23 protein-coding genes are annotated in these 21,935 nt (G+C 64.7%); 6 read left to right on the top strand and 17 right to left on the bottom strand.

The window, feature by feature from the left end:
• Positions 1-130 precede the first annotated feature (130 nt).
• Positions 131-910, top strand: a complete 780-nt coding sequence (locus tag AC3IQ7_RS02640; protein ID WP_489208297.1) for a helix-turn-helix domain-containing protein — start codon at positions 131-133, stop codon at positions 908-910.
• Here AC3IQ7_RS02640 and AC3IQ7_RS02635 read toward each other — a convergent pair.
• From AC3IQ7_RS02635 to gpmA, 17 genes are all read right to left on the bottom strand, one after another.
• Positions 883-3,144, bottom strand: coding sequence for a patatin-like phospholipase family protein (locus AC3IQ7_RS02635; RefSeq protein WP_489208296.1), 2,262 nt, complete (start codon positions 3,142-3,144; stop codon positions 883-885). The two genes, AC3IQ7_RS02640 and AC3IQ7_RS02635, sit on opposite strands and share 28 nt — an antisense overlap.
• A 58-nt stretch (positions 3,145-3,202) precedes the next feature.
• Positions 3,203-3,766: a type II secretion system protein N gene (locus tag AC3IQ7_RS02630; RefSeq protein ID WP_489208294.1), complete on the bottom strand. Its 564-nt coding sequence runs from the start codon at positions 3,764-3,766 to the stop codon at positions 3,203-3,205.
• Between the two features lie 15 nt (positions 3,767-3,781).
• Entirely contained in the window at positions 3,782-5,002 is a 1,221-nt protein-coding gene (gene gspF, locus AC3IQ7_RS02625) for a type II secretion system inner membrane protein GspF (RefSeq protein ID WP_489208293.1), read from the bottom strand.
• A gap of 10 nt (positions 5,003-5,012) precedes the next feature.
• Positions 5,013-6,434: a type II secretion system ATPase GspE gene (gene gspE, locus AC3IQ7_RS02620; protein ID WP_219310307.1), complete on the bottom strand. Its 1,422-nt coding sequence runs from the start codon at positions 6,432-6,434 to the stop codon at positions 5,013-5,015.
• Between the two features lie 10 nt (positions 6,435-6,444).
• Positions 6,445-8,685: a type II secretion system secretin GspD gene (gene gspD / locus AC3IQ7_RS02615; protein WP_099377862.1), complete on the bottom strand. Its 2,241-nt coding sequence runs from the start codon at positions 8,683-8,685 to the stop codon at positions 6,445-6,447.
• Positions 8,682-9,458 (bottom strand): type II secretion system protein N, encoded by a 777-nt coding sequence (locus AC3IQ7_RS02610; RefSeq protein WP_099377861.1) that lies wholly within the window; start codon positions 9,456-9,458, stop codon positions 8,682-8,684. Before AC3IQ7_RS02610 ends, gspD begins: the two co-directional genes overlap by 4 nt.
• The gene (locus tag AC3IQ7_RS02605; protein WP_099377860.1) at positions 9,455-9,988 is read right to left on the bottom strand and encodes a type II secretion system protein M; all 534 of its coding nucleotides are present in this window, start codon (positions 9,986-9,988) and stop codon (positions 9,455-9,457) included. The genes AC3IQ7_RS02610 and AC3IQ7_RS02605 overlap by 4 nt, the downstream gene beginning before the upstream one ends.
• On the bottom strand, positions 9,985-11,214 hold the full coding sequence (gspL, locus tag AC3IQ7_RS02600; protein WP_489208292.1) for a type II secretion system protein GspL: 1,230 nt from the start codon (positions 11,212-11,214) through the stop codon (positions 9,985-9,987). Before gspL ends, AC3IQ7_RS02605 begins: the two co-directional genes overlap by 4 nt.
• A 19-nt stretch (positions 11,215-11,233) precedes the next feature.
• Entirely contained in the window at positions 11,234-12,208 is a 975-nt protein-coding gene (gene gspK / locus AC3IQ7_RS02595) for a type II secretion system minor pseudopilin GspK (RefSeq protein WP_489208291.1), read from the bottom strand.
• On the bottom strand, positions 12,205-12,828 hold the full coding sequence (locus AC3IQ7_RS02590) for a PulJ/GspJ family protein (protein ID WP_489208290.1): 624 nt from the start codon (positions 12,826-12,828) through the stop codon (positions 12,205-12,207). The genes gspK and AC3IQ7_RS02590 overlap by 4 nt, the downstream gene beginning before the upstream one ends.
• On the bottom strand, positions 12,828-13,211 hold the full coding sequence (gene gspI, locus AC3IQ7_RS02585) for a type II secretion system minor pseudopilin GspI (RefSeq protein WP_034783570.1): 384 nt from the start codon (positions 13,209-13,211) through the stop codon (positions 12,828-12,830). Before gspI ends, AC3IQ7_RS02590 begins: the two co-directional genes overlap by 1 nt.
• Positions 13,208-13,702, bottom strand: coding sequence for a GspH/FimT family pseudopilin (locus AC3IQ7_RS02580; RefSeq protein ID WP_046681998.1), 495 nt, complete (start codon positions 13,700-13,702; stop codon positions 13,208-13,210). The genes gspI and AC3IQ7_RS02580 overlap by 4 nt, the downstream gene beginning before the upstream one ends.
• A 12-nt stretch (positions 13,703-13,714) precedes the next feature.
• A complete protein-coding gene (gene gspG / locus AC3IQ7_RS02575; protein WP_034783572.1) occupies positions 13,715-14,167 on the bottom strand; it encodes a type II secretion system major pseudopilin GspG in 453 nt (150 codons plus the stop codon).
• Positions 14,168-14,260: 93 nt separating this feature from the next.
• Positions 14,261-15,022, bottom strand: coding sequence for a HesA/MoeB/ThiF family protein (locus AC3IQ7_RS02570; RefSeq protein WP_489208288.1), 762 nt, complete (start codon positions 15,020-15,022; stop codon positions 14,261-14,263).
• An 8-nt stretch (positions 15,023-15,030) separates the two neighbouring features.
• Positions 15,031-16,524 (bottom strand): S41 family peptidase, encoded by a 1,494-nt coding sequence (locus AC3IQ7_RS02565; RefSeq protein ID WP_099377854.1) that lies wholly within the window; start codon positions 16,522-16,524, stop codon positions 15,031-15,033.
• A gap of 51 nt (positions 16,525-16,575) precedes the next feature.
• A complete protein-coding gene (locus AC3IQ7_RS02560; protein WP_489210368.1) occupies positions 16,576-18,039 on the bottom strand; it encodes a murein hydrolase activator EnvC family protein in 1,464 nt (487 codons plus the stop codon).
• Positions 18,040-18,115: 76 nt separating this feature from the next.
• Positions 18,116-18,862, bottom strand: a complete 747-nt coding sequence (gpmA, locus tag AC3IQ7_RS02555; protein WP_099377852.1) for a 2,3-diphosphoglycerate-dependent phosphoglycerate mutase — start codon at positions 18,860-18,862, stop codon at positions 18,116-18,118.
• A gap of 106 nt (positions 18,863-18,968) precedes the next feature.
• On the opposite strand from gpmA, the gene AC3IQ7_RS02550 reads away from it, so the two are divergent.
• From AC3IQ7_RS02550 to AC3IQ7_RS02530, 5 genes are all read left to right on the top strand, one after another.
• The gene (locus tag AC3IQ7_RS02550) at positions 18,969-19,385 is read left to right on the top strand and encodes a rhodanese-like domain-containing protein (RefSeq protein ID WP_046681994.1); all 417 of its coding nucleotides are present in this window, start codon (positions 18,969-18,971) and stop codon (positions 19,383-19,385) included.
• Positions 19,386-19,410: 25 nt separating this feature from the next.
• The gene (grxC, locus tag AC3IQ7_RS02545) at positions 19,411-19,677 is read left to right on the top strand and encodes a glutaredoxin 3 (RefSeq protein ID WP_034753025.1); all 267 of its coding nucleotides are present in this window, start codon (positions 19,411-19,413) and stop codon (positions 19,675-19,677) included.
• Positions 19,678-19,837: 160 nt separating this feature from the next.
• Positions 19,838-20,311 carry a protein-export chaperone SecB gene (secB, locus tag AC3IQ7_RS02540; protein ID WP_034783580.1) on the top strand — a complete coding sequence of 158 codons (474 nt, stop codon included), beginning with the start codon at positions 19,838-19,840 and terminating at the stop codon, positions 20,309-20,311.
• A gap of 83 nt (positions 20,312-20,394) precedes the next feature.
• Positions 20,395-20,856, top strand: coding sequence for an SH3 domain-containing protein (locus tag AC3IQ7_RS02535; protein ID WP_099377851.1), 462 nt, complete (start codon positions 20,395-20,397; stop codon positions 20,854-20,856).
• A 36-nt stretch (positions 20,857-20,892) separates the two neighbouring features.
• On the top strand, positions 20,893-21,933 hold the full coding sequence (locus AC3IQ7_RS02530; protein WP_489208285.1) for an NAD(P)H-dependent glycerol-3-phosphate dehydrogenase: 1,041 nt from the start codon (positions 20,893-20,895) through the stop codon (positions 21,931-21,933).
• Positions 21,934-21,935 lie beyond the last annotated feature (2 nt).

Raw genomic sequence — 21,935 nt, 5'->3', positions numbered from 1 at the left:
GCGCGCTGCGCGAGCCACAAGCGGGAGTGTCATCGCTTTCGCCGAAAAGTACTATCACCTTGTGCAAAGTGCCATTAACGGCTACATTCGGTACCGTCAACCGCTACCAAACTTGCATAAAGGAACTATCGTGAGTTCACCTGAACTGGTTTTGCGCGTGCTGCGCACCCAACTGCGCGCCGCCGGCATCACCTACAAGGTATTGGCCGAACGCATCGGCATGAGCGAATCGAGCGTCAAGCGCATGTTTGGCCAGCACGACATGTCGCTGTCGCGCCTGGCCCTGATCTGCAAGGCCTCGGGCATCGCCATGGAGGATGTGCTGCGCGGCGCGGCCGACATTACGCCGCATGCCGACACGCTCACCTTGGTGCAGGAAAAGTCGCTGGTCGCGCATCCGCGCCTGCTGCTGGTGGCGATCTGCTGCCTCGGCCACTGGAGCCTGGAGCAGGTGGTGGAAACGTATGCGCTGACGCAGGCCGAATGCATCGGCTGCCTGGCCGAACTGGATCGCCTGGGCTTGATCGAACTCAAGCCCCTGAACCGCTACAGCCTGCGCGTCTCGAACGCCTTCCACTGGCTGGCCGACGGCCCGGTGCAGCAGTACTTCCGCGAACACGTGGTGGCCGATTATTTCAGCGGGCATTTTGACGGCGCCGGCGAAACCCTGATGTGCATCCCGGCGCGCCTGTCGCTGTCGAGCGCGCAGGAGCTGGTGCAAAAGATCCGCCAGCTGGCCGAGGAACTGGCGCGCCTGCACCAGAACGACCGGCGCCTGGCACCCGCCGAGCGCGACGGCTTTACCCTGCTGCTGGGCTTTCGCTCATGGGAATTTGCCGCCTTCACGGCCCTGCGCCGCAGTACGGCCGCCCCCGCGGCGACCTACCAGACCGGCCCCAGGAACAGATAAAGCGTGCTCTCGCCGCCCTTGGTCGCGCCCGCCGCCACATACACAGGACCGAAGCGCGTGTCGACGGACACAAAGGCGCTGCTCGCCTGAGTGAATTTGCTGCTTTTCCAGCGCTCGCTCTGATCGAAGCCGCCGCCCATCTCCAGCGAAAAGCCGGCCCGCACCACGCCGCCCAGGGTACTCGGCAGGGAACCGATGCGGCGCGCCATCACGAAGCGCGCGAAGGCGATACTGCGTCCTCTCACCGATTCAAATTCCGTGCCGGACAAGCGCAGGAAACCACCGAGATTGAGAGGCGCTTCGTCACGCTGTGAGCGCGCCCATTCGCCATACACGTGACCGGCCCAGTTGCCGCGGCCAAAGGCCTTCAGGCCCGTGATGGACGATTGGCCCAGGGCCGCCTCGCCCACCCCCGTGGTCGTATCGCGCGCCCAGGTGGCCTCAAGCAGGACGCCGCGCGTGGGAAAGCCCGGCGAATCGAGCGTATCAGCGCGGAATCGCACGAACTGCGTGGTGCCCAGCGCGCGCGACTCCGGCTGCGTAGGGTCGGCCGGAATCGCCAGCTTGCCCTTGACTTCCGTACGAGCGACGCCGAACTGCAGATCGCCCCAGGTACCGAACTGGCGTCCCAGCACCAGTGCAGCTGTCTGGCCGTTATAGGCCAGGCGGGCGTTGCGCCGGCCCTTGTCGAACAAATCTATCGCCGACGAAGTGTATTGCAGCTGCGGCGCGATATACCACGGGTTGCCGGCCCCCAGCGGCTGCCAGAACTGCAGGCCATAGCCGCGCGTATTACCGATCTGCGCCGTGCTGCGCAACTCGCCGCCCCAGCTGTTCAGGTTCGAGCGCGCATGCAGCAGCTTCAGGGCGAAATTATTGCTGTCCCTGAAATCGCTGGCCAGTTCCAGGCCCACGCGCAGGCGGTTGCTGGCCCATGGCGCTTCGACCGCCTTGATGGTGACGGCGCGCTGGTCGCCGGAATCGACCACTTCCGTCTCCACGCGCGCCACGTCGCCGCGGCCATACAGCCTGGCCGCCGCCTTGAGCACATCTTCCTGGCTGACCGACTGTCCTTCCACCAGGCCCGATTGCGCCTGCAGGATGCGCGGATTGATATCGCCTTCGCTCTCCACGGCCAGGCGCGTGAGCGGCAGGGCCACGTCCAGCAGGGCCGGAGCGGCCAGGCGCAGCTGCTCGCGCGCCGCATACTGCTCCGGCGGCAGGGCCAGCGGCGCCAGACGGGCGGCCAGGGCCTGCGCCGCCTGCTCGCCGGCACGCATGGCGCGCGCATAGTTTTCAAAGTCGAGGAAACTGACGCCCGTCAAATCCGGCGCCACCAGGATATCCTGCGCCTGCAGTTCCTTGAGCGAGCGCTGCACGTTCTGCTCCGTGAGGATTTGCAGCATCTGCTGCGCCACGCCGATGGCGCTGCCCAGGTCTTTTTCCGGCGCCAGCGGCGTGCCCACGTTGACGGCGATGATGATTTCGGCGCCCATGGCGCGCGCCATGTCGACGGGCAGGTTGCGCACCAGGCCCCCATCGACCACCAGCCGGTTATTCACGCGCACGGGCGCAAACACGCCCGGCACGGCCAGCGAAGCGCGCATCGACAGGAACAGGGGCGTGTCCACCAGTTCCACCAGCTCGCCATTGACCAGGTCCGACGCCACAGAACGGAAAGGCAGCGGCAGCTGGCTGGCGGGGCGGTCGCGCATGCCGGCCGGCAGCAGCCGGTTCAAGGCCATCTCCAGTGCCGCATTACTGGCCGCGGCCGGCGGCGTGGAAATGCCATTGTGGCTCACGCCAAACTCGATGCGCGACGGCAGCAACAAATCTTCCTCGCGGCGGCGGAACGCCAGTTCGTCGCGCGGCGGCCGGTCAGCCACCACGCGCGCCCAGTTGGTCTCGCGCGCCATCTTTTCCAGGTCCGCCACGGAAGCGCCGGCCGCATACGCGCCGCCCACCACGCCACCCATGCTGGTGCCGACCACCATGTCGATCGGCACATGCAGCTCCTGCAGCACTTTCAATACGCCGATATGCGCGAGGCCGCGCGCGCCGCCGCCTGACAGCACCAGGGCGATGCGCGGACGCGCCGCCACGGGTGCGGGAACGGTCAGCGGGGCAACGGAGGCAGAGGCAGTGGCGGCAGCGGGGACGTCGGCTGCGGCAACTGGCGGCAAGGCGCACAGCGCCGCCACGCAGCCCGCCAGGACGGCACGGATCGGGAACATGAAGACTCCTGTGGCGATGGCGGCATGGCGCCATCGGCAAAATACGATAAAAACAGCGTTAATTCGACGGCGGCGGCACGCTGCCGCTCACTTGCGGCGTCGGCATCATGGTCGCCGGCCGCTGCTGCTCCATCGGCAGCGGCGGCGGCACCAAATTCGATGCCGGCGCAGGGGCCGGGGCCGGCGTTGGGGTGGCGGACACCGGCCCCGGCAAGGCCAGCGCCTTGTCGTCGGCCACCAGGTCGATGCGCTTGCTCACGCCACCATCGCGCAGCAGCACGTGGCGCGCATGCACCTCCAGCACCGTCACGCCGGGCACTACCTCGGCGCCTTCCGGCAAGGCCACGGAAGGCTTGCCATCGGTCGAGATGATGGCCACGCTGCCGCGACCATTACCGGCGGCCACCACGCCCTTGAGCTGGTAGTTGCTGGCCGTGGCCACGCTGACCTGGCCGCCGAACAGCGAAGCGCCCGCCTCCACGCTGGCATCCTGCACCACCGGATTGGGGGGCGGATTGATGGGGCGTTGCGGCGCCTTGAACAGCTGCATGGCCCAGTAGGCCAGCGACACGGACAGCGCCACGACGGCGAGCAAACTTGTAACTTGAGGCAAACGCTTCATGGCTTCCTTGGATTCTTATCTTACGAGCTGATTGATTTCGATAATCGGCATCAGCACGGCCAGCACGATCAGCAGCACCACCACGCCCATGGCCAGGATCAGGGCCGGCTCCAGCAGGCCCGCAATCGTCAGGGTGCGGCGTTCCAGGTCCTGCTCCTGCGCGCTGGCGGCGCGTTCCAGCATGGCCGGCAGCTCGCCCGTGATTTCGCCGGCGCGTATCATGTGGATCAGCATGGGCGGAAAATGCTTTTGCGCCGACAGCGCGCGCGCCAGGCTGACGCCTTCGCGCACGGCGCCGCTGGCCTCGGCCACCAATTCCTGCATCGCCACGTTGGTCAAGGTGTCGCGGCTGGTGTCGAGCGCGCGCAAGATCGGCACGCCGGAACCCGTGGTAATGGCCAGGGTGCTGGCGAAACGCGCCGTATTCAGGCTGCGCTCAAATTTCCCATACAAAGGCGCCGTCAGCAGCCAGGTATGCCAGCGGCGTTTCAGGGCCGGTTGCTGCAAGGCGCGGCGCCAGGCAAACCAGGCGCCGGCCAGGATCACGGCCACGATGAGGCCATAGTTGCGCACGAAGTCCGACAGCGCCAGCATGATCACCGTGAGCATGGGCAGCTTTTGCTTGGTATTGGCAAATACGGAAACGATCTGTGGCACCACATAGGTGAGCAGGAAAATCACGATGGAAAACGCCACCACCGTGACGATGGCCGGATAGGTAAACGCCAGCTTGACCTTCTGCACCAGCGCATTGCGCCGCTCGATATAGTCGGCCAGGCGCGAGAGCACGCGCGACAGATGGCCGATCTGTTCTCCCGACGCCACCAGCGCCCGGTAAATTTCCGCGAAGTCGCGCGGATGGCGCGCCAGCACGTCGGAAAACGCGGCGCCGCCGATCACTTCCGAGCGGATCGAGGCGATCAGGTCGCGCAGATACGGCCGCTCGGCCTGTTCCAGCAGGGCGGAAAAGGCCTGCTCCAGCGGCAGGCCCGCTTCCAGCAAACTGGCCAGCTGGCGCGTAAACAGGGCCAGCTCGGTGCTGGACAGGCGCTCGCCGAAGCCGCGCCGTTTGGTGACGCCCGCGGCGTCGACCTGCGCGGTGATCGGCTCGACGGCCAGCGGCACCAGGCCTTGCACGCGCAGCTCGGCGCGCGCGGAACGGGGACTGTCGGCATTGAGCACGCCCTTGCGGGTGGCGCCTTGCGCGTCGACGGCCTCATAGCGGAATGCGGGCATGGTGGCGGGCCTAGTCTTTGGTCACGCGCAGCAATTCAGCCTGCGTGGTGGTGCCGTCGCGCAGCCAGCGTTCGCCGTCGTCGCGCATGCTCGTCATGCCGTCCTGCAGGGCCACCGCGCGCACTTCCGCTTCCGACGCGCGGTTGTGGATCTGCGCGCGGATCTGCTCCGTCGTGCGCAGCAGCTCATACACGCCCACGCGGCCCTGGTAGCCCGTCTGGCCGCAATGCTCGCAACCGACCGCCTGCCAGTATTGCCCGTCGAAGGTTTTGCACGAACCGCACAACTTGCGCACCAGGCGCTGTGCCAGCACGCCCAGGAGCGACGACGACAGCAGGAACGGCTCGATGCCCATGTCGAGCAAACGCGTAACGGCCGCAGAGGCGTCATTCGTGTGCAGGGTCGCCAGCACCAGATGGCCCGTCAAGGATGCCTGCACGGCGATCTGCGCCGTTTCCAGGTCGCGGATCTCGCCGATCATGATCACATCGGGATCTTGCCGCAAAATCGCCCGCAGCGCCTTGGCAAATGTCATGTCGATGCGCGGATTGACTTGCGTCTGGCCAACACCGGCCAGGTCGTACTCGATCGGGTCTTCCACCGTCAGGATGTTCGTGGTGGTGGCGTTCAGCATCGACAGCGCCGCGTACAAGGTCGTCGTCTTGCCCGAACCGGTGGGGCCCGTGACCAGCACGATGCCGTGCGGCTGCGTGATCAGGCCGTCGAACTGCCCCAGCATGGGCGCGCTCATGCCCAGGTGCTGCAGGTCGAGGCGCCCCGCTTCCTTGTCCAGCAAACGCAATACGGCCCGTTCGCCATGCCCGGTGGGCAGGGTCGAGACGCGCACGTCGACGGGTTTGCCGCCCACGCGCAGGGTGATGCGGCCGTCCTGCGGCAAGCGCTTTTCGGCGATATCGAGCTGCGCCATGATCTTGATGCGCGAAATCAGCGAGCCGTGGATGGCCTTGCGGGGGCGCACCACGTCGCGCAGGCTGCCGTCGATGCGAAAGCGCACAACGGAGGTCTGCTCGAACGGCTCGATGTGGATATCGGACGCGCCTTCGCGCAGCGCCTGCGTCAGCAGCGCGTTGATCATGCGGATGACGGGCGCGTCGTCGGACGATTCCAGCAAATCCTCGATGGCCGGCACGTCCTGCAGCAGCTTGGTCAGATCGAGGTCGGCGTCGAATTCATCGGCCATCTGCGACGCGTCGCCGCCGCCGCCCGCGTAGGCGCCGGCAATGGCCGCATCGAGTTCGCCGCGCGGCAGCACCGTCAGCTGGATCTGGCCGAAACGGCGCGACACTTCGGCAATCGCCGCCGGCGCCGTCGATGCGGCCACCAGCACCTCGACGGGGGCACCGTCGACGGCGCCGGGCCGGGCCAGCAAGCCGAAATCGCGCGCGTAGGCGTAGGGAAGCAGATTACTCATGACTGTCCCATCACTTCTGCGGCTGCTGCGGTTGTTGCTGATATTGCTGCAGCAGCGACTGCGGCGGCGTGGCCGCGTTGGCCGGCGCGCCTGGCGGCGGCGTCGGTGCCGGCGGCACGGGACGCGTCACCATGTTGCCGCCCACCGGCTGGCCATCCTGCAAGGCAGGCAGCACGGGCGTGCCCAGGTCTTTCAGCATCAGATTGCCCGTGGCCGGCACGGCGGCCGTCTCGGCCGAACGCATGTAGTCGTAGCGGTCGGCCGCCAGGCTGCCGCTCTGTTCCTTGTTGCGCACGATGACAGGGCGCAGGAAGATCATCAGATTGGTTTTCTTGCGCTCGCGCGTCTGGTACTTGAACAGGTTGCCGATCAGGGGAATGTCGCCCAGGCCGCGCACTTTTTCCGCGTTGTCGCCCGTGCTGTCCTCGATCAGGCCACCGAGCACGATGATCTGGCCGTCGTCGGCCAGCACATTGTTCTCGATCACGCGGTTGTTGATGGTGATGCCGCTGACGGCTGTCGACGTGGATTTGTCGACGCTCGACGTCTCATGATAGATGCCCAGCTTGATCGTGCCGCCTTCGGAAATCTGCGGACGCACCTTCAGGGTCAGGCCCACTTCCTTGCGGTCGATGGTCTGGAACGGATTCGTGTTGGTGCCGGCCGTGCTGGTGTACTGGCCCGTCAGGATAGGCACGTTCTGGCCCACCTTGATGGTCGCCAGCTCGTTGTCCAGGGTGATCAGGTTCGGCGTCGACAGGATGTTCGCGTTGCCGTCCGATTCCAGCGCATGCGCCACGGCGCCCAGGCCCAGCGCGCCGTTGATCTGCTTGAAGATGCCCAGGGTCAGGCCGCCCGTCGGCAGCACCTTGCCGCCGCCCAGCGCCAGCTTGGCGATATTGTTGTCGGTGCCGCCGGCGAACGACTGCAGCGCGCCCACGCGGTAGCTGCTGCTGCTGTCGCCGGAAAGCCCCAGCCACTGCACGCCGAACTCGGACGCCTTGGCCGACGTCACTTCGACGATCAGCGCCTCGATGTAGACCTGGGCGCGGCGCACGTCGAGCTGGTCGATCACGGCGCGCAGGTTGCGGTAGACGGCCTCGTTGCAGGTCAGGATCAGGGTATTCGTCGATGCGTCGGCCTGGATGAAGCCGGCCGCGCCGCCCGACGACAGCTGCTGCGGCCCGTTGCTCAGCGAAGCGCCGCCCGTGGTGCCGCTTTGCGTATTGCCGCCCAGGCCAGTGCTGTTCATGCCGCCGCCCTGGTTATTCTGGTTATTCGTATTCAGGCTGTTGTTGCTCGGCTGCTGCGCCGAGGCGGCCGTGCCGTCCGACGTCACCACCGAACGCAGGGTTTGCGCCAGCTTGGTGGCGTCCGCATTTTTCAGGTACACCACGTGCACATTGCCCAGCTGCGTGGTCGGCTGATCCAGCTTCGAGATCAGCGACTTGGCCAGGTTGGCGCGCGCCGCCGACGGCGCGCGCAGCACCAGCGAATTGGTGCGCGGGTCGGCCAGCACGGACACCTTGCCCGCGTCGCCCCCTGCGGCGCCGGCCGCATTCCCGCCTTCCATCAGTTTATTCACCATCGAGGCCAGGTCGGACGCGATGGCATAGCGCACGGGAATCACGTCCAGGTCCGTCGAGGCGGGCACGTCGAGCGCGGCGATGATCTTCGCCAGGCGCTTGAGGTTATCCGCGTAATCGGTGATCACCAGCGAGTTGTTGCCCGGGTTGGCGTTGATCGTGTTGTTCGGCGAAATCAGGGGGCGCAGCACGGCAAGCAGGTTGGCCGACGATTCGTAGTTCAGGTAAAACACCTGCGTGGCGATCTGGTCGCCCTTCACCTGGCTGGCGCCGTTGCCCACCTGGGTCGGCACGGATTGCAGCTTGGCATCCGCTTCCGGCACCACTTTCGCATAGCCGTCGCCGGAAACCACCGCATAGCCCTGCAGGCGCAAGGCCGAGGCCAGCAGCGCGAACGCCTGCGTCTTGCTGATCGATTTTTCCGACACCAGCGTGATCGTGCCCTTGACGCGCGGGTCGATGACGAAATTGATGTTGGTGTAATGGCCCACCGCCTTGATCACCGACTCGATGTCGGCGCCGACGAAATTGAGCGCCGCTTCATCGCCGGGCGCGGCCCAGACGGGTGCCGGCATGCCGGCCACGGAACAGCACAGCAAGGCGGCGGCCGACAGGCGGCGCAGCGAGAAGGAGGAGGTAATTGGGCTCACGGATGGTTTTTTCATTGTCTGAACTCTAAGGCGATGATGTTTTTTTCGCTATTGCTACGGCGCTGTCCCAGCAAATTCAACAAACTCGCCAAGGTCTCTTCATATCCTGCTGCGGCCTGGGCCTGGCCGGAAAACTGCATGCGCCCCTGATTCAGGCTGCCGCTGCCGTCGAGCAGCAGCGGTCCCTTGATGGAACGCAAGGTCAACGTCGCCTGCTGCCCCTGCCAATCGAAATCAAGCTCGTAACTGCCCAACGGACGCAAGGATGACAGGCGCGAGGCCATGTCCGTCATCTGCAAGGTCGTGCGGCCGACGGCGGAAAACTGCTGTTGTTCCAGTGCCAGCTGCAAGGTGCTCCACGACAGGCGCATGCTGCCCGTCGGCGCCACGGTATTCAAAGGTGCGCCCAGGCCGCCCAGGCCATCGGCCGGCAGCAGCAGGGCCGCCGGGCTGACTTGCCAGTGCGACCACGAGCCGCGCAAATTGACGGCCTGCGACAGCGCCTGCGCATTCTGCAATTCCACGTCCACCGATCCCCACAGCACGGACGGCGAAATGCGCCAGCTGAAGCGCCCCGGCAGCAGCGGCGTCACGGCGCCATTCGCGCTGGCCGCCCCGCCGACAAAGGCCGAGCCGCGCCACAGGGTACCTTGCGCGTCGCCCAAGGTCAAACGTCCGCCCGTCTGCTTTTCCACGAGACTGGCCACCCAGCCGGCGGGGAAGAATACCAGCAGGGTAACGCAGACGCTGACGATGATGGCCAGCAGCCAGCCAAGCAGGCGCATCATCGCGCCGCGCCCGGGCTCTGGTGCAGGCTCAAACTGGCGTCGACCAAGCCCGCCTTGCCCTGCGCCGTGATCTTCGCTTCCTGCACCGCCACGCGGCCTTCGCGGCGCAAGCCATCGAGCCACAGCATGACGCTGGCGAACGGCACGCCGTTCAATTGCACGCGCGCGTATTCTCCCGTCAGCGACAGCGATTGCGGCGCCAGGCCGCGCGCCTTCAGCGACGCATCGAGGCTGTCACGGCTCATCGGCGCCACCTGCACGGGCGCCTGACGCGCCAGGTCGCCCGCTTCACGCGCCAGCGCCTGCAGCTGGGCCGCATTCTGGCGCAGCTCGGGCAAGCTCTTTTGCAAGGCGATGCGGCCCGTCCAGGCCGGCTCGAAAAACACGGCGTAAACGAGGGCCAGCCCCGCCACCACGCCGCCGATAGTCAGGAGCTTGCGCTCCTGCTGCGTGCGTTCGGCCCAGAAGGCCTGCACGGCCTGCTGCTGCCCCGCCCACGCGGCGCGCGCCTTGTTGACTGCTGCACTCATGCTTTTGCTCCCGTGACCGGCGTGATCTTCCACACGCCCGGCGCCGTTTCATTCAAGGCCAGTTTGCGCGCGGCCAGGCCATCGCGTACCTGCGCCTGGGCGCTGGCGTCGACCATGTCCGGCTTCAGCCTGACGATCAGGCTGCGCTCGCGGTATTCCAGCGAGGCCACCACGCCGCGCCCGGCCAGGCCGCCCAGCGCCTCGCCCAGGGCCGCGCTCATGCTCGTAAAATCATCCATGCTGGCCTGCCCGCCCTGCAGGCGGGCAGCGGCGATATTGCGCCGCATCTGCTCCGCTTCCAGGCCATACACGGGCGCTTCGTTCGGATACGCAGCCTTGAAGGTTTGCTGCATCGAGGTGCGCACGGTGGCGGCCTCGCGCTTCAGGCGCATCCATTCGATATTCATGCCGGCCAGGTTGACGATCACGGCCAGCAGCGCCAGGCGCAGCGGCCAGCGCCAGCGGCGCCATTCAGTGGCCGATCCCGTGGCCGTGCCCAGGGCGCCGGCCAGGTCCAGTCCCGCGCCCTTGGCGCCGGCGATCCAGTGCGCCCAGTGGTCCAGCTCCACCGTCACACCCTCCATGCCGGCGGCCAGCTGTTGATAGTGCGCCAGCTCGGCCTGTGCCACATACACCGTCAGCGGCACATCGCCGGCAAACGCGCGCGTCGTCAGCAGCGCCTGCTGCGGCTGGGGCGGCAAGACCAGGCCCAGGCCCTCTTGCGGCGCCTGGCGCAAGGCCAGTTCCAGGCCGTCGCCGCTTGCCTGCAAGGCGGCCGTCACGCTGCCCGGCTGCAAGGGCAGGCACAGCTGCGACGGCAGCAGCACCACCTTGCGCGCGCCCTGCGCCAGCAAAGCCTTGACGAGTACCTCGGCCCAGGCGCGCTGCGCCACGGCCACCGTGCGCATGCCGGCAGCGTCGGGCGCGCCGGCAGCCAGCAGGCAATCCTGCGCGTCGCCCAAAATGTGTTCTTCCACCAGGCCCGGCAAGGCTGCGCGCAAACGGGCGCCGGCCAGCGGCGGCATTTTCAGGCGCAGCAGGGTCACATCGGCCGCGGCCAGCAGCAGCAGCACCTGCTTCGCGCCGGCGATCAGCTGGCCCAGGCTGCCCAGCGGCGCGCTGCCCTGTTGCAACAGGGCGCCGCCGTCGCCGGCCAGCACAAAGGAGCAGGCAGGCGCGCTGTTGGTAGACGCCTTGGCCGGGTGACGGATATACAATATTGTCAAAGTGACTCGCTTTCAGCTGTTAATTTTCCCGCAGCCAGACCAGGCTGGTGGTGCGTTGCGGATCCGTTTTTCGATTGACGAGCGCCACGGCGTCCAGGGCGGCACGGTCCAGCCGCACGCGGATGACGGTGAGGAAGTAGCGGCTCTTCACATCGAGTTCCACGCCTTCAATCAATGCAGCATTAATATTATTCTGGAAATTTAACTTATCGACAAACTTTTTGCGCGGATTGCTCAAAGTCAGGGCGCTGGCCTCGGACAGCGACATCATCGTCACGGCCGCCAGCACCTCGGCCGGGGCCGTATTCACGTTCACGGGCGTTATTTCCGGCAATACGATGATGAAATCGCGCAGTTTTTCAATGATCTGTGGCGTGTAGCCGGGCACGGCCAGCAAATCCTCGATCTGCGTGAACGCCACCGGCTCGCTGCCGCCGCCCGATACGGGCGTGGCGGCGGGCGTCTTGCCATCGGTGCCGCTGGCAACAGTGCGCGGTTTCAGCTTCGCGCGCAGCACGGCATCGGCCGTCGCTTGCGCCAGGCCGCTATCGAGCTGCAAGTTGGATAACAGTCGCTGGTAGGCCAGCACCTGCTTCGCATTGATGCCGCCCGTGGCTTCAAGCAGGTTCGTAATATTGAAGCGCGCCTGCGCATCGAGTGCGCGGCCCGAGACGGTGGCGTCGAATTTTTCCGTGTCGACCTTTTCGCGGTCCACATAATCGTCGAGCCGCGCTTCCTCGATGGGCGTGGCCCACACGCCATCGAGCGCCGTCAGCATGGGATTGTCCTGCCGCAGCCAGAAGCGGGCGAAGTCGACCATGCCGCGCATGGCCCACTGCGTCTGCAGGCGCAGGCGCTGGTTTTCCATCGAACGCACTTGCACCTGCTGCTGCCAGAACAGGCTGGCGACAACGGTAATAGCCAGCGCCGTCAGCAGCAGGGCCGTGATGACGGCCACGCCGCGCTGGCGCGAGTGAAACTTGTAGCGCGTCATCCCGGCCCCAATAAAAAGACTTTCGACAGGCCCGCGTCCTGGCCCGGCATCTGCAGGGTCACTTCCAGCCCCGGCACTTGCGTGGAGATGGTGGCGCCCGCCGTCAGCACGTTCCAGGCGCCATTGCTCCAGCCGCGCATGACCATGCTGTCGACACCCTGCATCAGGGCCACGTCGGCGCTGGAGGTATCCGTATCGTCGCGCGCGGCCTGCCACAAGGTGTCGAGTACGGCCAGGTCGCGCGTGCCGTTCGACTCGCGCCGCGTCAGCACGCCTCCGCGCAGGCGGTAAGTGACCACTTGCAACTGTTGCGGTTCCTGTTCCGACGCGGCCAGGCGCACCAGGGTCAGGCGGTCATTTTCCGCCGACAGGTTGATGCGGCCATTGAGCAAACTCGTGCTCAAGCCGGCGCCGGCCAGGTGGTCGCAATCGCTCTGCATCTGGGCAAACGCCAGCTGCATGCCGCGCGCCTGTTCCAGCTGGCTGGTCAGCACTTCGCGCGAACGCATGATGCTGTCCAGGCCGCGCCAGCCCAGCACGGCGACCATGGCCAGGATGCCGATCGCCACGAGCAGCTCGATCAGGGTGAAACCGCCAGCAGGAACAGTGCGGCGCGCCATCAGTCGTTAAAGGAAAGTAACACCAGGCGCACGATGCGCCGGGCCGGATATTGCGCGTCATACACGTTGACGCGCACTTGCCGGATGCGGGGATTCGGCGTGGCCACCACTTCTTCTTCACAGATCAGTTTCAGGTCGCCCTGCGGGCAATCGACCGTGCGCTTGCCCGTCTGCGGGAACGTCTTCGCCAGGCGCAAGCGCACCAGGTGGTTTTCCGCCGACCAGGTGGCCATCATGGCGCTGCGCAAGCCATCGCTGTTCTGCGTCAGGCTGCCGACGGCGCGCAGCGAGGCGCCCAAGGCCGTACCGACGATGACGAGGGCGACCAGCACTTCCAGCAAAGTGAAGCCGCGCTGACGGCCATGACGTGGGAGCCGCATCATTGCTCGACCGTGAAGTGGCCGATGCCGTCGGCGCGGATGGCCACGCTGCGTTCGCCGCTGGCCAGGGTCAGCACGAAAGGCTTGTCGACCGGTTCGCGGCCGAAGATGATGCGCAAAGGCTGGGCCACGCTGTTCGACGGCTGCACGCTGAGCAGCATGGGCGTGTTGGCAAACGCCCGCTCGCGCAGCAAATCGTCCTGCGTCACGGGTTGCCACAGCTTTTCATTGAGGACCAGGAAACGGTATTGATTTTCGTCAGCCTCGAACGCCACCTGCCGGCTGCGCACGATGGCTTCATCGCGCGCCAGTTGCAGCAGCAGCGCGATGCGCTCGGCTTCCTTCTGCAGCGCTTGCTGGCCATTCGGCATGGCGTTCAGCGACACCAGGCCCAGGGTGACGCCAATGATGACCATCACCACCAGCAGCTCGATCAGCGTGAAGCCGCTGGCGCGGGGCCGGGGCAGTGCACGGCCGGTGGTCATGGCAGGCATGCAATGGAAAACTTACAGTTCCCAGGAGCCGATATCGGCATCGTCGCCGCTACCGCCAGGCTGGCCGTCGGCGCCCAGCGAAATGATATCGACTTCGCCTTTCACGCCCGGCGACAGGAACTGGTACGGGTTGCCCCATGGATCCTTCGGCATCTTTTCCAGGTAACCGCCCGCTTTCCAGCCATTCGCGGCCGGTCCCGTGGTCGGTTTTTCGATCAGCGCCTGCAAGCCCTGTTCGGTGGTCGGGTAGCGCTGGTTATCCAGGCGATACAGTTTCAAAGCTTGCATCACGGTGGCGATGTCGACCTTCGCCGCCGCCACTTTCGACTCACCCGTGCGGGCGATCAGCTTGGGCACCACCAGCGACGCGAGGATACCCATGATCACCACCACGACCATGATTTCGATCAAAGTGAAGCCGCGCGCACGGCGCTGGCGTATCGAACGGTTTGCTGCGTTTTGCATAAGAAAGAGAGAAGAAGGTGAGTAATGAGTGCAGAGTATAAAGCGGAAATATGACAAAGCCTGTCATATAGGGAAAAATTTCTGCGGGGGCTGTCAGGCCGGCAAGACCACTTCGCCGCAAACGGCGCAGCCGGGGTCGCGCGCGACGCGCATGCTGCTCCATTCCATGTGCAAACCGTCGAGCAGCAGCAGCCGTCCGGCCAAGGACTCTCCCGCGCCCATGATCAGTTTCAGCGCTTCGGCCGCCTGCATGGCGCCCACCACGCCCACCAGCGGCGCGAACACGCCCATGGTCGAACATGCCTCGTCCGTGAACTGCTGCTCCTGCGGAAACAGGCAGGAATAACATGGCTGCTTGCCCGTGCGCGGGTCGAACACGCTCACTTGTCCGTCGAAACGGATCACGGCGCCCGACACCAGCGGCACCCTGGCCGCCACGCAGGCGCGGTTGACGGCATGGCGCGTGGCGAAGTTGTCGGTGCAGTCGAGCACCACCGTGGCGGAGCAGACCAGTTCGGCCAGGCGCGCGCCGTCGAGGCGCTCCTGCAAGGCGATGATATCGATCTCGGGATTGATGCCGGTCAAGGTCTCGCGCGCCGACAGCACTTTCGGCTGGCCCACGCGGGCCGTCGTGTGGGCGATCTGGCGCTGCAGATTGGTCAGATCGACCGTATCGTCATCGACCAGGGTCAGCTTGCCGACACCGCTGGCGGCCAAATACATGGCCGCCGGCGAGCCGAGCCCGCCCGCGCCGATCACCAGCACATGCGCGTCGAGCAAGGCTTGCTGGCCTTCGATGCCGATCTGATCAAGCAGGATATGGCGCGAATAGCGCAGCAGCTGATGGTCGTTCATGGCGGCGACTACGGTTTTTGTACAGGAATCTTCTTGTCATCGGCCTTGATGTCGGAAGCAATTTCCGGCTTGGCGCCAATCTTCTCCGCCTTCGGGTCCACCTTGGCCAGCTGCACCGGCAAGCCCTGGAAATGGTTCAGCGCTTGCTGCAGCTGGAAATCATCCTTGGCGCCGTATTCCAGCGGCTTGCGCTTTTTCGCCGTGGCGATCAGGCGCTGCTCTTCTTCCAATTGATCCTGCATGCCTTCCATGGTTGGCTTGGCCGCTTCCGGCTTGCCGTCGTTGCTGCTCAGGTGTTTTTCCAGGTCCGCCTCGCGGATACGCAGGCTGTTCCAGCCGTCGCCCTCGGCCGTTTCATCGACCAGCAAGTCCGGCACGATGCCGCGCGCCTGGATGGCCCGGCCCTTCGGCGTGTAGTAGCGGGCCGTCGTCAGCTTGACGGCCGTGTCGGCCGTGATCTGGCGCAAGGTTTGCACGGAACCCTTGCCGAACGTTTGCGTGCCGATGACGGTGGCGCGCTGGTAATCCTGCAAGGCGCCGGCGACGATTTCCGAGGCGGAAGCGGAGCCGGCATTGACCAGCACCACCAGCGGCACGGTTTTCAGCCCTGCCGGCAGCTTGGCCAGCGGATCGGCCTTGGCGCCCGGCGGCGCATAGAATTCGCGGCGGCCATAGAACACCTGTTTCGACTCGGGCAACTGGCCCTTGGTGGACACGATCACGGAGTTACCCGGAAGAAATGCTGTCGCCACGCCAATGGCTCCCGGCACGACGCCGCCTGGATCGTTGCGCAAGTCCAGCACCAGGCCCTTGAGCTTGGGGTCTTGCGCATACAGGGCGTTGATCTTTTTGACCATGTCACCGACGGTCGGTTCCTGGAACTGGGCGATGCGCAGCCAGGCATAGCCGGGCGCGACCATCTTGGCCTTCACGCTTTGCACGCGGATTTCCTCGCGCACGATGGGGAACACCAGCGGCTTGCTTTCGCCCTTGCGCGACATCGTCAGCACCAGCTTGGTGCCCGGCTGGCCGCGCATCTTCTTGATGACTTCTTCCAGCTGCAAGCCTTTCAGCGGGATATTGTCGAGGCGGGTGATCAGGTCGCCCGCCAGGATGCCGGCCTTGGCGGCAGGGCTGTCCTCGATGGGCGAGACGACTTTCACATAGCCGTCTTCCATGCTCACTTCGATGCCGATGCCGACAAACTTGCCCTGCACGCTTTCGCGCATTTCCTTGAAGGCATTCTTATCCAGATACACGGAGTGCGGATCGAGCGACGAGACCATGCCGGAAATGGCTTCCGTTAAAAGTTTCTTGTCTTCCACCTTCTCGACGTAATCGGACTTGATCAGGCCAAAGACGTCGGACAACTGGCGCAGCTCGTCGAGCGGCAGCGGGGCATTCGTGATTTTTTGCGCCACGGCCGGGAACTGCAGCGACATGCCGATGCCGGCCAGGACGCCCAGACCGATCAGGCCGATACTTTTGACTTTGATACCCATGTATTCTTCGCAATCTACAAATTCGCTGCCGCAGCAATGGTGGGAACTGAATTAAAACTTCACCCAGGTGGCGGGGTCGAAGGCGCGGCCCTGATGACGCAATTCAAAGTATAGCCCTGATTCCTCGTTGCCGCCGCTGTTGCCCGCGCTGGCAATGGCGTCGCCGCCCTTGACGGCGTCGCCCACTCTTTTCAGCAGGGATTGGTTGTTGCCATAAATGCTCATGTACTGACCGCCATGGTCGACGATGATCAAATTGCCGAAACCGCGCAGCCAGTCGGAAAACACGACGCGGCCACCGGCGATGGCGTGGATCTCGCTGCCTTCGCCCGTGCGGATGAACACGCCCTTCCAGCTGGGGCCGTCACCGCGCTTGCTGCCGAAGCGGGCGGCGATCTTGCCCGCAACGGGGGCGCGCAGCTGCCCTTTCAGGCTGGCAAAGGCGCCAGCTGGCGCGGCCGGGCCCAGGCTCGGGCGTTCCGGCTCCGGTTCGGGCTTGGGTTCCGGTTTCGGCGTCACCTTGGCCACTTGCGGCGGCTCGTCGTCGTCGATCGGTTCCAGTTTCACGGGCGGCGGTGGCGGCGTTTGCGGCTTGATCTTGCCCGATTTGTTTTGTTGCTCTTTTGCAATGCGCTCGCGCTCGGCCTGCGCCTGGGCGGCCTTGGCGCGCGCGGCCAGCAGGCGTTCGCGTTTTTCCGCGGCAATCTTGGCGTCGGCGGCCGCTTTGGCGGCGGCACGCTGTTCGGCCAGCAATTGCTGGCGTTTCTTTTCCGCTGCGGCAGCGGCGGCCTGCTCTTCGATCAGTTTTGCCAGCTTGTCGACCAGGTTGCCCATGCGCTGTTCGTCGCGCTCGACATTGCCCACTTCCTTGCGCTGCGCCACCAGGCGTTGCGACAAGCTCGTCAGCAAGGCGGCGCGGCGCGCCTTCTCCTGCACCAGCAGGGCTTTCTGGTCGCGCTCTTCCTGCGCGATTTCTTCCAGTTCATCCTTGGCGTTCTGCACGTCCGCCTGGTTTTTCTCCACGGCCAGCAAGTTGGCGCGCAAGGCTTCCAGCAGGCGCGCCTGCGCCTGCGACACATACGCCATCAATTGCAGGTCGCGGTTGATGCGGTTCGGGTTATCGCCCGACAAGAGCAGCTTGATGCGGTCTTCATTGCCGGCGACATATTGTTCACGCAGCAACTTCGACAGCTGCGTCTTTTGTTTCTCGACGGTGGCCGTCAACTGCTGGTGCTCTTGCCCCAGCGCATTGAGTTTCACACCCGTCGCGCTTTGTTCCTGCGCCAGGTCGCGCAAGGCGCGGTTGGCATTGGAAATGGCCTCTTCCGACTCGGCCAGGGTATCGGCCGCGTCATCCTTGGCGCTTTCCGTGCGGCTGATGTCGCGCTTGAGCGCCGTCAGCTTTTGTTGCAGTCCTGCACGTTGTGCTTCCGCGGCCGCCTTCTGCTTACTGCGTTCGGTGGGCTTGGCGCCCTGCGCGGCACCGCTGCAAAGCAGCAGCGCCAGGCACAGCATGGCACCGGCGCGCCACGCCGGCAGGGGTCGTTCAGCAGAGGGGGCGATGGCTGTGCCGCGGAAGAAAGACGACAAGTTACTTGGCCTTCCCTTGGTTCGCCACGGCTGCTTGCGCTGCCGCAATCGCTGCCGGGTCGCCCAGATAATAATGACGGATCGGTTTCAGGTCGGCGTCCAGTTCATACACGAGCGGCTGGCCGTTCGGAATGTTCAGGCCGACGATGTCGCTGTCGCTGATGCCGTCGAGCATCTTGATCAGCGCGCGCAGGCTGTTGCCGTGGGCCGAAATGATGATTTTCTTGCCGGCGCGGATGGCCGGGGCGATTTCTTCATCCCAGGCCGGCATCACGCGCGCCACGGTGTCTTTCAGGCATTCGGTCAGCGGAATCGATGCTTGCGGCAAGCCGGCATAACGCGGGTCGTTGTACGAGGCGCGGTCGTCGTTCGCTTCCAGCGGCGGCGGCGGCGTATCGTAGCTGCGGCGCCATACCAGTACTTGCTCGTCGCCATACTTGGCGGCTGTCTCGCCCTTGTCCAGGCCTTGCAGGGCGCCGTAGTGGCGCTCGTTCAAGCGCCAGTCGTTCTTGATTGGCAAATACATCATGTCCATCTCGTCGAGCGCCAGCCACAGGGTGCGGATGGCGCGCTTCAGAACGGAAGTGTAGGCCACGTCGAACGTAAAACCTTCCTGCTTGAGGATCTGGCCGGCGGCCTTGGCTTCGTTGACGCCCTTTTCCGTCAGATCGACGTCGGTCCAGCCGGTGAAGCGGTTATCGAGGTTCCAGGTGGACTCGCCGTGACGCATGAAAACGATTTTGTACATAGTTCTATCTTCTCAAGGGGTTCAAATCAAAAAAGCAAAACGTAAAAAGACCTCGTCCAGCTTCTATTTTATAATGCGCGGATTGACTTAAACCATTGGACCCTACGTGAAATTCATTATCGACCACATTTTTCTGTTTGCCATCGTCATTATTTCCGGCGGCGCCCTCCTCTGGCCACTGCTGTCGATGCGCGGCAAGCGCGCGACCGTGCTGGAAGTCACGCAACTGATCAACCGCGGCAAAACCATCATCGTCGACGTGCGCAGCGCGGAAGAATTCGCCACGGGTCACTTGCCTGACGCAAAAAATATTCCGCTGCCGGAACTGGCAAAACGCCTGGGCGAGCTGGAAAAATTCAAAACGCGCCCCATTGTAGTGGTTTGCCAGAAAGGTTCGCGTTCGGCAACCGCCGTCGGCCTGCTGGGCAAAGCCGGTTTCGCTGAGGCAACGAGCCTGGAAGGCGGCCTCGACGAATGGAAAAAGCAGGGTTTACCATTGAAAACCTTGTCGCTGGCGAAATAAACCAGCATTAACTGAAGGAATCATCATGACCGTCCCAGTAATTGTGTATAGCACCGCCGTGTGCCCGTATTGCGTGCGCGCCGAGCGCCTGTTGGAATCGAAGGGCGTCGCCGTGCAAAAGATCCGCGTCGACCTCGACCCGGAAGAGCGCATCAAGATGATGGAACGCACGGGCCGCCGCACGGTCCCGCAAATCTATGTGGGCGATACCCACGTGGGCGGATTCGACGATTTGTATGCGCTCGATCAAGCTGGCAAGCTGGACCCCTTGTTAAATGGCACGGCAGCCTGATATAAAGCGGGTTCGAGAAATTGCTTGGTTTTTTGTCGTATTGTTTTGATACAATTGCCCTCGCACCTGATCTGGCCGCGCCTATCCGGCGCGGTTTGAATACCGCAAGCACCATATTTGAACGGTGTGCCGTTCTTGTCCTTTACAACGAAAGCGTTCCATGTCTGACGAAAATCTGCAACCAGTCTTCCAAATCCAACGCGTCTACCTGAAAGACATGTCGCTGGAACAACCAAATTCCCCAGCTATTTTCCTGGAACAAGAAGCACCAGCCATCGAAGTGGCACTGGACGTGGGCGCTGCGCCTCTGGCCGACGGCATCTTCGAAGCCACCGTGACCATCACCGTCACCGCCAAAGTCGGCGAAAAAGTCGCTTTCCTGGTTGAAGGCAAGCAAGCCGGTATCTTCGAAGCACGCAACATTCCTGCTGATCAACTCGATCCACTGCTGGGAATCGGCTGCCCGAACATCATCTACCCTTACCTGCGCGCCAACATCGCCGACGTGATCACCCGTGCCGGCTTCCCGCCAGTGCACTTGGCCGAGATCAACTTCGAAGTGTTCTACCAACAACGTCTGCAAGCTATTGCTGACGCCGCTGCCGCAGCTCCAGCAGCCAGCGAAACGCACTAAGCTCTTGCAAGACCCCGCCAGCCGTCAAGGCTGGCCTGACACGGCGGCCTGGCCGCCGTGTTTCGTTAAGGTTCAAAAATATCATGTTGAAAAGTGCGCTCTTGAGCAAGTTCCGCTGGATGGCCGGCGCCGTGCTGCTGCTGGCGACCGCCGCCAGCCACGCCGTCGATTTCAAAACGGTGGGCGCCGCTCCCGTGATCCTGTACGACGCGCCATCCTCCAAGGGAGGCAAGCTGTACGTGGCGCCACGCGGCATGCCGCTGGAAGTGGTGCTCAGCTACGGCGAATGGGTCAAGGTACGCGACGCCAGCGGCGAAATGGCCTGGACGGAAGCCAAGGGCCTGTCGGCCAAGCGCAACGTCGTGGCGCGCGCCGCGAACCTCAAGGTTCGCGCCAGCCCCGACGACATCGCCTCCCCCATCATCCTCGTCGACAAGGGCGTGCTGCTGGAAATGAGCGAGCAGCCGAGCTCCGGCTGGGTCAAGGTGCGCCACAAGGATGGCCAGAGCGGCTACGTCAAGACCAGCGAAGTGTGGGGCCTGTAAGCACCGCGTCCGTTCCCCCTGCCCCGTTGAGGTTGCATGCAAGTTTCTCCTGAAGTCACTCCCGATAATATTCCCGCCGCCCGCAAGATCACCATCCTGGGCGCCGGCGCCTGGGGCACGGCCGTGGCCATGGCCCTGGCTGGCCGTCATGACGTGCTGCTGTGGGGCCGCAACGGCGAGGCCATGGCCGCCATGGCCGCCAGCGGCGAAAACAGCTATTTGCCCGGTTTCCCTTTACCGCCGCAGCTGCGCATCAGCGCCGATTTCGACGCCGCCGTCGCGCATGCCAGTGGCGAACACGGCCTCCTGATCGCCGCCTGCCCTGTGGCGGGCTTGCGGCCCATGCTGCATCAGCTGAAAGACATGGCGATCGGCAACCTGGTGTGGCTGTGCAAAGGCTTTGAAGGCGGCACGGGCTTGCTGCCGCACCAGATCGTGCAGGAAGTGCTGGGCGACAAGATTCCCGGCGGCGCCCTGTCCGGCCCCTCGTTCGCGCAGGAAGTAGCGCGCGGCTTGCCGTGCGCGCTGACCATCGCTTCGCACAATGCCGCCTTGCGCGGCGCCGTCGTCTCGGCCTTGCATGGCGGCACCATCCGCGTGTATGCGAGCGACGACCTGGTGGGCGTGGAAGTGGGCGGCGCCGTCAAGAACGTGCTGGCGATCGCCACCGGCGTGGCCGACGGCCTGGGCCTGGGCTTGAATGCGCGCGCCGCGCTGATCACGCGTGGCCTGGCGGAAATCACGCGCCTGGGCACGGCCCTGGGTGGCCAGACAGAAACGTTCATGGGCTTGACGGGCATGGGCGACTTGATTCTGACGTGCACGGGCGACCTGTCGCGCAACCGCCGCGTCGGCCTGGGTTTGGCGCAAGGCAAGGCGCTGGACACCATCGTGGCTGAGCTCGGTCACGTGGCCGAAGGCGTGCCCTGCGCCAAGGCCGTACGCGAACTGGCGCGCCGCATGGGCGTCGACATGCCGATCACCAACGCGGTGGCCGGCGTGCTGTTCGATGGGGACTTGCCGCACGTGATGGTGCAGCAGCTGCTGTCGCGCGATCCGCGCGCCGAGGCGGCTTGAAG

The sequence above is a fragment of the Janthinobacterium sp. GL_088 genome, from assembly GCF_057837845.1.
The sequence above is the reverse complement of the archived record's forward strand: the minus strand, read 5'-3'. Positions and strand labels throughout refer to the sequence as shown.